Genomic DNA, 12,718 nt, shown 5'->3' with positions numbered 1-12,718 from the left:
CCTCCCTTTTATGCTTGAACCCATTTATCTCTGTGAATAACAGCCATCTTTACCACACTAGTCAATTCGTCTGTTCTTTTTCCCATAATCTTCATTAATTGTTCAGAAGAGTATAGAACCTCCCCCTTACCCAGCAGCCCAGTCGTACCAAACACTTCTACTACTTCACCTTTTTCAAATGAACCGTTAACATCGTATATCCCGGCAGGCAATAGGCTCCCACCCTGTAACAGCAGAGCATCCTCTGCACCTTTATCCACAAAAATTTGGCCAGATACCTCGGAATGAAGTGCAATCCATTGCTTGTTATTTGTAACAGCAGTCAGGTCACGAGCACCAATATAGGTTCCGTCACCTTCCCCCTCCAAAATTTCCAGTAATTTGTTTCTCCCTTTCCCATTCCCGATAAAAATGCGAACACCTAAGGAAAGAGCAGTTTTAGCTGCAATTAGCTTTGAAAGCATCCCCCCAGTTCCAACATTTGAACCTGTACTATCAGCGACAGAAAGCATGTCGTCCGTCACTTCCTCGAGATAATTAAATCTTTTAGCATCAGGATTTTTTCGAGGGTTGGCATTGTAGAGTCCATTTATGTCGGTTAGAATAATCACTTGCTCGGCATGAACTAACCCACTTACCAATGCCGAAAGCATGTCATTATCACCAAAGGTCAACTCTTCAACCGAAACTGTATCATTTTCATTGATTATTGGCAGAATTCCTCTTTCTAATAACTCTGTAATCGTCGAATAAGCATTTCGGTAGCGATCCTTTTTAGAAAAGTCATTCCGAGTTATTAAAATTTGAGCAGGGATAATATTATATTTGCCTAACTGTTCCATATAGGACTGGATGAGCAAGCTTTGGCCAACAGCAGCAGCAGCCTGTTTCCCTTTTAAAGTTACTGGTCTGGAAGGATAGCCAAGTCGTGCAAAACCAGCTGCCACTGCACCAGATGAAACTAAAACAATTTCATGGCCCGCTTCACGCATTGCGGCAATTGCCTGAATATGATCAATGAATTTTTCATAATCAATTTCACCTTTTGAATTTGTTAAAGAACTACTCCCAATTTTGACTACAACCCGCTTTTTTTCCATACCTGTTCCTCCATGTTAGACAAAATCCTAGTTTGATTAGCTCCAGTCGCGAAGCACTGAACGAGAACCTATTGATATTTTAAAAAGAATGCTTTTTGTAAATAAAAAAAGCCCTATTCATCCTATAAAATAAGGACGAAAAGCACTTTAACTTCCGTGGTACCACCTTGATTGGATGTATACAACATCCCACTTTGACTGATAACGCAAGATTGCGCCTATGTTTGACATAGGACTCAGAAGGCAGGTTCTGCAGCTTTAACGTGGCGGGCCTTCCAGCTTATAGACACCGCTCTCTGTCACATAAAGTAGATGCATACTAATCCTTCTTCAACGTTCTTTGATTTTAATTTATTATGCAGATTTTCATCCAAAAAGTCAAGAATGTTCAGATGATTTATCTAGTTTTCTTTTTTCAACATTCGTTCACAATATCTAACAAAAAAGGTTTTAGGGTTGATTATATCGAACTCTTAAACAAGAAAGCTGCGGAGGTGTGCCATGATACCAACACTTACAACGGATAGACTAATTCTAAGGGAAATTACAATGAAGGATACGGTTGATATTTTTCGAATTTTTTCGCTGAAAGAGGTCACGCAATATTATGGAGTTAAAACCTTTACTACATTACAGGAGTCAGGTAACCTAATTGGGACCTTTTCCAAAAGCTATCAAGACCGTCGAGGCATGCGATGGGGAATTGAACGGAAAGACCAAAAAGGGCTTATTGGAACAATCGGATTTAATTTGTGGTCACCCATTCATCGACGTGCAGAAATTGGGTATGAAATTCATTCTTATTTTTGGAATCGAGGATATGCAACAGAAGCTGTTATGAAAATAGTTTCTTACGGGTTTGAAAATTTGAAACTTAACCGGATTGGTGCGATTGTTTTATCAGAGAATGAAGCCTCTATTCATCTTCTGAAGAAGCTGGGATTTGAGGAAGAAGGGATTTTGCGAGATTATATTTATCAAAATGGTGAATCACTGGATACCTATGTATTGGGATTAGTTAAGCCTTGAGTTGTCTTGATTCCTTTAGTCATGATAAATAAGCCCTATTCATCCTCTTACCAGCTTGATGAACAGGGCTTTAATATTATTCATTCCTCTAAATTACACTAACACACTTGCAAAGAACTCATGATACAACGCTTGGACTGCTCTTTTCTCCAATTCTTCCTTAACGCCAAACATCATACTGACTTCAGAAGAACCTTGGTTAATCATTTCAATATTTACGTGAGCGTTCGCCAACGCCTTTGCAGCGCGTGAGGTTGTTCCTACGTTATGGCGCATTCCTTCACCAACGACCATAATTAGCGCCAAATCATGTACAACTGATACCTCATCTGCATGTAACTCATTCTTAATTCGATTGACAATAGCTGTTTCATTTTCAGGACTCATTTGTCCTTGACTTAAAATAATTGAAATATCATCAATTCCTGATGGTATGTGCTCATAGGAGAAACCAAAGTCCTCTAAAATTTGCAGCAACTTTCGTCCGAAACCAATTTCACGGTTCATTAAATATTTGCTGACATAAATACTGCAGAAGCCACCATCACTAGCAATTCCAACAACTGGACCACTAGTGAGACTCCTCGCATTTACAATTCTAGTTCCTGGTGCAGACGGATTATTTGTATTTTTCACATTAACGGGAATTCCTGCCCGAAACGCAGGGATGAGAGCCTCATCATGGAAAACAGAGAAGCCAGCATAGGAAAGCTCGCGCATTTCACGATAGGTTAACTCCCGGATTTCCTTCGGGTTTTGGACAATACTTGGATTCACCGAATAAACGGCATCAACATCGGTAAAATTCTCATATAAATCAGCTTTAATAGCATTGGCAAGAATGGATCCGGTAATATCTGATCCGCTTCGTGAAAAAGTTAATACTTCACCAAATTCGTTATATCCAAAGAACCCTGGAAAAATAACGATTCCTGACCGCTCACGAAGAGAATATAACCGGTCATAGGATTCTGGAAGAACTTGAGCATTTCCGGGTTCATTACTTACAAGGAGCCCTGCTTCTTTCGGATTAACATATGAGGCTTCCACACCTCGATGTTGGAAATAAGCAGCGACTAATTTTGCGTTATTGTCTTCCCCACTTGCCTTAACCGCATCAAGATACCGCTCAGGTGAACTCTTGTCACCATTTAGCAATTCTAATAGGTCCCCTTTGATTTTTTTAATGATATCGGTAGAAAGTCCTAGTTCATTGGCAATGGTAGAATATCTTTCTATAATGCTATCAACTAATTCTTGTGCATCTCCACATTCCAAATAACGTTCGGCACAAGCAATTAATAAATCTGTAACCTTTATATCATCAGCAAACCGTTTACCAGGAGCTGAAACGACAACTATTTTACGCTCTGAATCATTTAAGACAATCTGAAAAACTTTTTCAACTTGTTCACCTGATGCTAGTGATGAACCTCCGAATTTTACAACCTTCATTCTAACAACCCCTGCTCTCAAATTTCTAAGTGCCAAATTTAGTTATTATTATCACCCTTTATGAAAAAAGAATCAAGGCTTTTCTTCCAGGAAAGCACAAATGTTTTTTTGACACGGACTTAACTTTGTTCTCCAAAGTTAAAAAAGGATAGACTTAGCTTCACCAGCTATATCTACCCTTTAATATGATTAAATTAATGATTTTTTACGACTCGGTTTAGTTCATTAATATCAGCTTCATGCTGAATCGACCGTGCCGCAAGTAGATCAATAGTTTTTTGCTTATCGTGAATGGCTGTTAATCGTTTTATTTCGGTTCCAATAAATGATTCTAAATGCTGATACTGAACAATGATACTACTAATTTTCTTGTCCTTTCGTTCATAATCATGTTCGATTTTTTCCAAACAATCAGCCATTTTTTCATCTTTTTTTTCCATGGTTCCAATTCGCTGATCGAGATTACCTAAGATATGCTCCAGCTTTTCCATACGGTCCGAGGCCTCAACCCTTAACTCAGCAAGATCGTTTTGAAGCTCCATTGTGGTTCTTCGAAATTCAGCAAATTCTTCCTTTAAGACTTCACGCAGTACGTTTTTAATTTCTTCGCTCATCCTAGTCTTCCCCCAATATCTTTTCTATTTATGTAAGAAAATCTTTGGTCGTCACAATGAATGAAAGCGTTGTAAAAGAGAGGTTAGGAAAATGCCCCCCATGAAACTATATTAATTTTAACATTTTTCGGAAATCTTGTGCTATTCTTCACCAAATTAATATATGTGTAGTTGCAAGGATGCTAATCTTCACCTTGTACTTGAATTAAAAGGAATTGAAATTCCTTTTGACGATTGGTGCTTCCCAAATAACTTGGACTGACAATTGCTTTAAGAAGCTCTTTCTTTTTAGTAGGATCTTGAACCGTCTCCAAAATCGTTTTTCGAGATTCTGAAAGAAATTCTAGATAGTCAACATATTGATCATCAAATTGCTGCTCCAATTGTTTGCGGATTTCTTTTGCTAAAATTGGACTTGCACCTTCTGTAGAAATGGCAATTGATAGTTTCCCTCTCCTCAAAACTGATGGGAATTGAAAATCTGAGTTTCCCGGATCATCTACTAAAGAAACAAGCTGGTGTTCTCCTGCAGATCTTTTAACAGCGAGATTGATTTGCTTATCGTTAGTCGCAGCAATAATAAGAAAAGCTGATTCTACATCACTTGGAGAAAATTGCTTGTTTTTCCAAAAAACTATTTTGTCCTCAGCCATTTTTTTCAAACCTGCTGTCAAGTCAGGACTAATCACCACAATATGGGCCCCTTTTTCCAATAATGACCTTATTTTGCGTTCAGCAATTTTGCCGCCACCGATGACGATCACATTCTTGCCTGCTAAATTCAGACTTATAGGATAGTGTGCAACCATATAACCACATCCGTTTCTTATACTGTTCTATCATTTTCCATTTTCGCATAGATGTCACAAACAGCTTCTATCCTGACTATTTTTCATTAAACATTCCATTAAAGAAAGCTTTGATGGTTGTTGGGGCATTTTGTATTCCGTTAAACCATATGCTTCAGCCATTTGTGAGGTTTTTTCCCCCATACAAATAATTTCAGCTGTCTCAAAAATTGATCTCGGTAGGATCTGAGTTTTCTCCATCTCCTGAAGGAGTTTTTCCACGGAAAGACTACTAGGAAAAATGATTGTATCCAGGCTAGCCTCAGCGAACATCAGCTTCAACACTTGGGAAAATTTTTCATCAATCTCCAGCTTGCTTGTTATATAAATATCACTATTTTCGTATTTGCTTATATAACGATTATCCCCGACAACAAGCAGCTTTTCAATTCTTTTTAGATCACTTTCTAATTGTGCCAAGAAACCATATTTATTAAGCGTTTTTACCGATTTTATTGACACGCCGTATAGTGCCCCACTTATACTCCTAATATCAATTCCTTGTTCAACCAATACTTCAAAAAAGTCCGTTACACTCTCTGGGGAGGTAAACAGAATCTGCTCATATTGATTGAGGTTCGTTAATACCTTTATATTTAGGGGGACGGTGGTTTTTTTCCATTTTGGAAATTCATAAACGTCTGCTCCCTGATCTGCTAATTCCTTGGCCATTTCACTTTGAGTAACTCCTGTCCGTGCCAAAAGGATTTGGCGGCCAAACAAAGGTTTTTTTTCAAACCAATTCATTTTATCTCGAAGCGAAATGATGTTGCCAACAAGGGTGATGGCTGGATTGGTGAATTTCACCTCATCTGCCTTCTCTGCAATCGTCTCCAAGGTCCCTTCCAGCGTTTTTTGGCGACCAAACGTCCCCCATTGAATGAGAATAACTGGAGTCGTTGCTGGTTTACCAAATTGGATTAGGTTTTTGCAAATATAGGAGAGATTGGCGATTCCCATATAGAAAGCAATCGTGTCGATTCCGCTGGCCAACCCCTGCCAATCTAAACTTGGTTTTCCTTCTTTTGATTTATCGTGTGCTGTTACGACGGCAAAAGTTTCGCCGAATTCCCGATGAGTTACCGGAATACCTGCATAAAGTGGAGCAGCCATTCCAGAAGAAATACCCGGAATAATTTCAAAAATAATACCGTTCTTGGAAAGTGCATCTGCTTCCTCACCAACCCGACCAAATACGCCCGGGTCACCGCCCTTTAATCGCACAACTGTCTTTCCTTCCAAAGCTTTTGAAACAAGTAATTCATTTATTTTTTCCTGACGAAGAGTGTGTCGGTCTGGTAATTTCCCGCAGTAAATGAACTCACAATGAGCTGGAGTAAACTCAAGTAGTTTTGGATTTGCAAGTCGATCGTATAAAATAACCTCGGCATGCTTAATCGCTTCCAGCCCTTTTAGGGTCATTAATCCAATATCACCAGGGCCAGCCCCTACTAAAAACACTTTTCCAATCCTCATTGTGTGTACACCCTTCCCATTCAACAATATGTATAAAAGAAGGGGAACAGCAATTGATGTCCCCCATACTTCAAAATTATATCTATATTATCACACCTAATTGTTTTTCGCTTCATTTAGATTGATGACAACAAAATCCCCTTCAACCTCAACAAGATAGGTTTTTACATGACCTTTATCTGGAAGTTGAACCTGTCCATTTATTAAGGAAATTTTCCAATCATAAACAGGGCAATACACATATTCACCACTAACAAGCCCATCAGAAAGGGTTCCACCCTTAGGATGAGGACTGCGATTCTCTACTGCTTTAACTGCACCGCTTGTTAACCGGAATAAGACAATTTCTTCACCATTAATGTTTACGATTTGCCCAGCTCTTTCAGGAAGCTCCGAGTATACTGCTACATTTATTTTTTCCATTTTCATCAACCTCCCTTAGTTTATCACTGGAACATTTCGCATTTGATAATATTTGGCTTGAATTTCTTTGCTTTCAATTACCTCTTGCCACGGTTCAATATATTTTGTTAACGTTTTATCCATTCGCTCATTCAATGCTTTTCTAGTTTCTTCATTCGCCAATACTTCTTTTACATGATCCAGACCAACTCGTTCTAGCCAAGGTGCCGTCCGCTCTAAGTAGTTGGCAGTTTCACGGTAATACTGAAGATACGCTCCCGTCATTGCCATCACGTCTGTTTGGGTTTTCACTTTGCCTAATAGGTCCGCTGCACGAAGATCTGTTCCACCGTTTCCGCCAATATAAATTTCCCAGCCGCCATCTACACCTACAAAACCAATGTCTTTAATACCAGCTTCGGCACAATTTCTTGGGCAAGCAGACACGCCCATTTTAACTTTATGCGGTGTATCAAGTCGCTCAAATTTCTTTTCTAGCTCAATTCCTAGGCTCATTGAATCCTGAGTACCATAGCGGCAGAACTGCGCACCCACGCAGGTTTTTACAGTACGAAGTGTTTTTCCATAGGCGTATCCAGACGGCATCCCTAGTTCTTCCCACATTGCAGGAAGATCTTCTTTTTTAACACCGAATAGCCCAATTCGCTGTCCACCTGTTAATTTCACTAGTGGTACTTCATATTTTTCAACAACTTCACCAATTTTTTTCAAATCCTGTGCAGATGTTACTCCACCATACATTCTTGGCACAACGGTATAAGTACCATCTTTTTGAATATTGGCATGCATTTTTTCATTCACTAGTCGAGAATCACGATCATCTTTATATTGATCTTGATAAATCATCCCGAGGTAATAGTTTAATGCTGGACGGCATTTTGAACAGCCCTCTTCTTGTTTCCAGCCAAGAACGTACATGACTTCCTTAATATTCGTTAAGCCTTTTTCTTTTATTTCTGCTACTACTTCATCTCGGCTTAAGCTTGTACATGAACAGATACCAGTTTTCTTAGCAGTTGCATCATACTCATCACCAAGTGTATGAACTAATAGATCAGAAATGAGTGATTTACAGCGACCGCAGGAACGGCCTGCATTGGTACAGCTTCCAACTTCCTCAACCGTGGTTAAGCCCAATGATGTAATCGCATCGACAATCGTCCCTTTTGTAACACCATTACAGCCGCAAACCAAGTCATCAGCGGTCATCGAAGCAGCATCGCTCACTTCGGGTCCGCCACCACAACCTGTGTGCAACAACGAAATACTTGTCATCCCACTAATATCTTCTTGAGTACTCAGCATTTTATACAAGCGGGTACTGTCCTTTGTATCTCCATACAAAACGATACCGACAATTTGATTGTCTTTAATCAGAACCTTTTTATACACTCCATCATATTCATTATGAATTTTAATCGCTTTTGTGTGTGGGGAGTCTAATATTTCACCAGCAGAATAAAGATCGACATTAGACACTTTCAATTGGGTTCCAGTAACCGATCCCTCATACGGTTTTGTTTCAATGCCACGAATATGAGCTGCTAAAACTTTACCTTGTTCGTATAAAGGCGCCACTAAACCGTATACCGTTCCACGGTGCTCCGCACATTCTCCAACTGCATATATAGAAGGATCACTGGTCACCATATAGTCGTCCACGACAATTCCTCGGTTTACTGAAATTCCACTTACCTTTGCAACAACAGTATTCGGTTTTATTCCTACTGCCATTACAACAAGATCTGCTTGTATTTCAGTGCCATCACTAAAACGAAGCCCTTCCACTCGTTCTTCTCCAAAAATTTCTGTCGTTTGTTTTTCAAGTAAAAAATTCATTCCTTGCGATTCAAGTTCTCTTTTCAGCATGGAAGATGCAGTTGGATCAAGCTGTCTTTCCATCAAATCTGGCATTAAATGGACCACATCTACTTTCATGCCAAGATTTAATAAGCCACGAGCTGCCTCTAACCCCAGTAGGCCTCCCCCAATAACAACCGCTTTTTTATATTGTTTAGATACTTTGATCATTGTTTCACAATCTTGAATATCACGAAAACCCGTAACGCCTTCTTTATCAGCACCTGGGACTGGCAAAATAAATGAACTTGATCCTGTGGCAATAATTAATTCATCGTATTCTGTTACTCTACCTTTATCTGAAATAACCTGTTTTTTCCCGGTATCAATGCTGGTAATTGCTTCTCCCGTAAACAATTGTATATGATTATTTTCATACCATTCCCAAGAATTTAGAATGATTTCTGGAAAGCTTGTATCACCTTGTAGGACAGTTGATAACTGAATTCGATTATAGTTAGGGTGCGGTTCATTTCCAAAAACCGTCATTTCAAAATAGTCTGGAGCCAGCTTTAGGATCTCTTCAATTGTCCGTACACCCGCCATTCCATTGCCAATCATTACTAGTTTTTTCTTATTCATGATGTGTTCCCCCGATGCTTAATTTATAAAACCGTTATATACATTTCTACATATCAAGGATTCTTTTTCGGTGCGTTTACCTTATGACCACATTGTAATCTCGAATAGAAAAAATAATTGTGAAGTTCGTCACTTTTGAATATATGATTGTGTATTAGTTCACAAAGGTGACAAAAATCAGGACAACCTCATTTTCAAATAAACAGGGGCTGTTAAACATTTTTTATCATCTACTTCAAGCTATATTTAAAAATTTGACAGTGATCAAATTCAGGCTTACATTTTTTATGTTACAGTGATGATATTCATAAAAACAGGAGCTTAAAAATGAAAAAAATGATGATCCAACATGAATCAAAATACATCCAGTTCAGTTTTACATTATTGATCGCATTAATTGGGGGAACTATTTTTTCTGTTATCCATATGCCTGTCCCATGGCTGCTGGGACCAATGACCGCCGTTTTTATGATCCCAAAACTGGTAAAAATCCCACTTTACTGGCCAGTTTATATTCGAGATACAGGTCTTCTCATCTTTGGGTATTCCATCGGTCTATCTTTTACAAAAAATGCCCTAGTGCAAATTGTTTATCAGTTGCCCATGATGTTTATATTCACTTTTTTGATGTTATTGGTTTGTGCTTTAATGGCCTATTTCGTTTCCCGCTTGTCAGGGATAGACTACCCCACCATTTTGACTGGTAGTGTTCCTGGGGGATTATCACAGATGGTTATTTTTGCTGAGGAAACGGATGGCATTGATGTAACAACCGTAACTTTTCTACAAGTGATCCGATTATTAGTAATTATTTTCTTTATTCCTTTATTAGTATATAGTCCTTTATTTGGAGGGGACACCTTTGGTTCTTCTGCCGCCATTGTACAGCACGGGACAGTGAACTTGGATCATTTCTTTCCAGAAATTTATATATATAGCTTGGTTTCAATCCTGTTTGCGTTGATTGGAAAAAAAATAAAGTCACCAACTCCATTTTTACTCGGTCCAATTATAGCTACGATCGGACTAAATCTAACCGGATTTCATGGGCAGGCACTGCCCGCTTCACTCATTGATATATCACAGATAATGATTAGTGTTTATATTGGATTAATGATGAAGCCTGAAAAATTAAAACAAAAAGGACGTTTGCTTTGGCTTGCGTTAATGAGTGGGTTAGTTCTGGTCAGCAGTGGTCTTGTTTTAAGCAATGTCCTTCTGCATATATATGATATTTCTATGACTACTGGCTTTTTAAGTTTAGCACCAGGGGGAATGGATCAAATGGGGATCATTGCTCATGAAGTAAAGGCGAACCTCTCATTTGTTTCTGGATTTCAAATGTTCCGGCTCTTATTTATCTATTTTGCCATTCCACCCATGTTAAGATGGGTATTTCACAAACGGCTTAAGAGCAGGATTTAGAATCGCCTCGGCATTCTTTACATTAAGACTCTGTTAAAAGAGAATGTTGATTTCCGTTCCAGGCGCTTCGCTTTCCGCGGGGCGGGCCACATTGGGGCACCAAAAGGTGTTTCTATGTGTTTTTTTCACAAGGAAATGACAAAGAACCTTTATTTATTCATGGTCAAAAAATATAAGAACCAGACCGCGTGATTTTGTTCATCTGCTGCTGCATTTCGGAACACTTCTTTTATGTTGTGCTCCTTTGTTCCTCTGGCAATGTCCATATAAAAATCCACCGTTTCTTGCTCGTCGTTAAGGGCAAACTCCAAGGCCTCCCGATAGGTTGAAGGACATCCTTCTGTATGGTGAACATCTGGTTTCTGCCCCGTTAGTCTCGTATAGATACCAATAAATTCATGATAATGACGAATTTCATCTTTGCGAATTTCTAAAATTTGATTTCTGGTTTTTTCATTACGAGCCATGTGGGCAATTCTTTCATAGCATAATATCGCCGAGTATTCTCCATTGATTGCTTTCGCAACATCATTAACCAACTTTTGCGTTTGCCGATAATCTATTGCATTCATATATGAATAACCATCCATACTCAATCGTTTCCCCTCCCCTTCTTACATCACCATTATTTTATGAGGTAAATCCCAGTTCTGTGTCTTTTAGCTTCCTGAAACCATTTTGCGTTCCTACACGACATCTTTTTTATGGCAAGTGTTATTTTATTAGAAGTTCTGCTGAATCCCGTCTTGTTTTGATAGCTTTTGTCATGAGGCAGGAAAAACAGGTAGGGTATGATGAATAGTAACAATAAAGAGAATCCGATCTCGAAAAATCTAGTTGATAAACTATTAATCAAATAGAAAGGGTTGGTATAAATATGAAAAGTCCATATTTGAAAACATATACGATTCAAGAAGCTTCAAAGCTTATTAACGTTCCTACGGGGACGATCAAACGATGGGAAAAGGATTTAAGTGAATTTATAAACATTCCACGAACGAAACAGGGTGCTAGGTTTTTTTCTGAAAATGAGATTACCTTACTAAAAGAAATAAAGTTGCTCCGCGACACCAATACAAGTCTTGGAAAAATTGCTGAGATTTTCAAAATACAGTCTGGAACTGATTTAACTGTTCCAGTCGAAGAAAAAATAAAAATTGAAGAAGTCGAAACGTCTATCATTACCGTATCTTCCCCACCACAAGTTGCAGAAACAAAGGAATCACCTAATTTAGAAGACTTTTTCCGAATAATGGATGTCTATAAGGAAAATTTACTTGACGAGGTCAAAACAGAAATTCGCACTGGAATTCGTAAGGAAGTATTGGAGGAAGTGAAAAAGGAAATATCAAAAGGTTCTGTGCAAACAGTAAAAAGTCTCTCTCGATCCATCTATAAACTAGGCGAAAATTCAAAATCAGAAATCCAAGAGCTATCAAACATCATGACAGAATCCTCCGAGAATACATCTGAAACATTAGAATCTCTTTCTAAGAACCTTCTCCACGCCTCTGACCACACTTCTAAAACGGTCGAATCTCTTACAACACGTATTGCGAAAGTTTCTGAAAATACCTCGAAAACGTTAGAAACAATTTCTAATGGCTTTATGCAAGCTTCGGAACATGCATCAAAAACATTAGAAACGATATCTATTAGCTTTGTGCAAGCTACTGATGATACTAAATATGAAATTAGTCATTTAGTTGATTCACTAAACAAAGACCGCGAGCTATATATTGAAACACTTCAAGAAGAACGTAAACATTTTACCAAAGAAATCCGAAGTCGCGAGGCAACTTTCCAAAACCTAGTCACTACCTTTAGAAACACCGCCGTAGGAAAAGAACACCAGGAAAACAGAAAATGGTGGAAATTTTGGTAAGAGCACACCAAATTGAAATAA

At 38.6% G+C, this 12,718-nt stretch carries 11 protein-coding genes and 1 other annotated feature; of the genes, 3 read left to right on the top strand and 8 right to left on the bottom strand.

Annotated features, from left to right (window positions below; genetic code table 11):
- Positions 1-8 precede the first annotated feature (8 nt).
- Positions 9-1,100 carry a glutamate 5-kinase gene (gene proB / locus B1NLA3E_RS10775; protein WP_015593875.1) on the bottom strand — a complete coding sequence of 364 codons (1,092 nt, stop codon included), beginning with the start codon at positions 1,098-1,100 and terminating at the stop codon, positions 9-11.
- 128 nt (positions 1,101-1,228) lie between these two features.
- Positions 1,229-1,443: a binding site (T-box leader), on the bottom strand.
- A 158-nt stretch (positions 1,444-1,601) separates the two neighbouring features.
- Between proB and B1NLA3E_RS10770 the strand changes: the two genes are divergently transcribed.
- On the top strand, positions 1,602-2,129 hold the full coding sequence (locus B1NLA3E_RS10770; RefSeq protein WP_015593874.1) for a GNAT family N-acetyltransferase: 528 nt from the start codon (positions 1,602-1,604) through the stop codon (positions 2,127-2,129).
- A gap of 93 nt (positions 2,130-2,222) precedes the next feature.
- Here B1NLA3E_RS10770 and B1NLA3E_RS10765 read toward each other — a convergent pair whose 3' ends face one another.
- The 6 genes from B1NLA3E_RS10765 to nirB all read right to left on the bottom strand — a co-directional run bounded on the left by B1NLA3E_RS10765 (position 2,223) and on the right by nirB (position 9,387).
- Positions 2,223-3,584: an aspartate kinase gene (locus B1NLA3E_RS10765; RefSeq protein ID WP_015593873.1), complete on the bottom strand. Its 1,362-nt coding sequence runs from the start codon at positions 3,582-3,584 to the stop codon at positions 2,223-2,225.
- A gap of 194 nt (positions 3,585-3,778) precedes the next feature.
- Positions 3,779-4,198: a hypothetical protein gene (locus B1NLA3E_RS10760; RefSeq protein WP_015593872.1), complete on the bottom strand. Its 420-nt coding sequence runs from the start codon at positions 4,196-4,198 to the stop codon at positions 3,779-3,781.
- 182 nt (positions 4,199-4,380) lie between these two features.
- On the bottom strand, positions 4,381-5,007 hold the full coding sequence (locus B1NLA3E_RS10755) for an NAD(P)-binding protein (protein WP_015593871.1): 627 nt from the start codon (positions 5,005-5,007) through the stop codon (positions 4,381-4,383).
- Between the two features lie 54 nt (positions 5,008-5,061).
- The gene (gene cobA / locus B1NLA3E_RS10750) at positions 5,062-6,522 is read right to left on the bottom strand and encodes a uroporphyrinogen-III C-methyltransferase (protein WP_015593870.1); all 1,461 of its coding nucleotides are present in this window, start codon (positions 6,520-6,522) and stop codon (positions 5,062-5,064) included.
- 96 nt (positions 6,523-6,618) lie between these two features.
- Entirely contained in the window at positions 6,619-6,951 is a 333-nt protein-coding gene (gene nirD, locus B1NLA3E_RS10745; RefSeq protein WP_015593869.1) for a nitrite reductase small subunit NirD, read from the bottom strand.
- A 9-nt stretch (positions 6,952-6,960) separates the two neighbouring features.
- Positions 6,961-9,387, bottom strand: coding sequence for a nitrite reductase large subunit NirB (gene nirB, locus B1NLA3E_RS10740; RefSeq protein WP_015593868.1), 2,427 nt, complete (start codon positions 9,385-9,387; stop codon positions 6,961-6,963).
- A 327-nt stretch (positions 9,388-9,714) separates the two neighbouring features.
- On the opposite strand from nirB, the gene B1NLA3E_RS10735 reads away from it, so the two are divergent.
- Positions 9,715-10,812, top strand: coding sequence for an AbrB family transcriptional regulator (locus B1NLA3E_RS10735; protein ID WP_015593867.1), 1,098 nt, complete (start codon positions 9,715-9,717; stop codon positions 10,810-10,812).
- 149 nt (positions 10,813-10,961) lie between these two features.
- Here the strand turns inward: B1NLA3E_RS10735 and B1NLA3E_RS10730 are convergent, their stop codons facing one another.
- The gene (locus B1NLA3E_RS10730) at positions 10,962-11,402 is read right to left on the bottom strand and encodes a ferritin-like domain-containing protein (protein WP_015593866.1); all 441 of its coding nucleotides are present in this window, start codon (positions 11,400-11,402) and stop codon (positions 10,962-10,964) included.
- Between the two features lie 287 nt (positions 11,403-11,689).
- On the opposite strand from B1NLA3E_RS10730, the gene B1NLA3E_RS10725 reads away from it, so the two are divergent.
- Entirely contained in the window at positions 11,690-12,697 is a 1,008-nt protein-coding gene (locus B1NLA3E_RS10725; protein ID WP_015593865.1) for a MerR family transcriptional regulator, read from the top strand.
- Positions 12,698-12,718: the final 21 nt, after the last annotated feature.

The sequence above is a fragment of the Bacillus sp. 1NLA3E genome (assembly GCF_000242895.2).
In the GTDB taxonomy this organism is placed as follows: Bacteria; Bacillota; Bacilli; order Bacillales; family Cytobacillaceae; genus Bacillus_BU.
Note: the sequence above shows the minus strand (reverse complement) of the source record. Positions and strands in the feature narration are given on the sequence as shown.

What these genes read in the sequence shown, in the direction of transcription:
- nirD (WP_015593869.1), bottom strand. Translation starts at nt 6,951, where the DNA reads ATGAAAATGGAAAAAATAAATGTAGCAGTATACTCGGAGCTTCCTGAA.
- B1NLA3E_RS10760 (WP_015593872.1), bottom strand. Translation starts at nt 4,198, where the DNA reads ATGAGCGAAGAAATTAAAAACGTACTGCGTGAAGTCTTAAAGGAAGAA.
- cobA (WP_015593870.1), bottom strand. Translation starts at nt 6,522, where the DNA reads ATGAGGATTGGAAAAGTGTTTTTAGTAGGGGCTGGCCCTGGTGATATT.
- B1NLA3E_RS10770 (WP_015593874.1), top strand. Translation starts at nt 1,602, where the DNA reads ATGATACCAACACTTACAACGGATAGACTAATTCTAAGGGAAATTACA.
- nirB (WP_015593868.1), bottom strand. Translation starts at nt 9,387, where the DNA reads ATGAATAAGAAAAAACTAGTAATGATTGGCAATGGAATGGCGGGTGTA.
- proB (WP_015593875.1), bottom strand. Translation starts at nt 1,100, where the DNA reads ATGGAAAAAAAGCGGGTTGTAGTCAAAATTGGGAGTAGTTCTTTAACA.
- B1NLA3E_RS10735 (WP_015593867.1), top strand. Translation starts at nt 9,715, where the DNA reads ATGAAAAAAATGATGATCCAACATGAATCAAAATACATCCAGTTCAGT.
- B1NLA3E_RS10765 (WP_015593873.1), bottom strand. Translation starts at nt 3,584, where the DNA reads ATGAAGGTTGTAAAATTCGGAGGTTCATCACTAGCATCAGGTGAACAA.
- B1NLA3E_RS10755 (WP_015593871.1), bottom strand. Translation starts at nt 5,007, where the DNA reads ATGGTTGCACACTATCCTATAAGTCTGAATTTAGCAGGCAAGAATGTG.
- B1NLA3E_RS10725 (WP_015593865.1), top strand. Translation starts at nt 11,690, where the DNA reads ATGAAAAGTCCATATTTGAAAACATATACGATTCAAGAAGCTTCAAAG.
- B1NLA3E_RS10730 (WP_015593866.1), bottom strand. Translation starts at nt 11,402, where the DNA reads ATGGATGGTTATTCATATATGAATGCAATAGATTATCGGCAAACGCAA.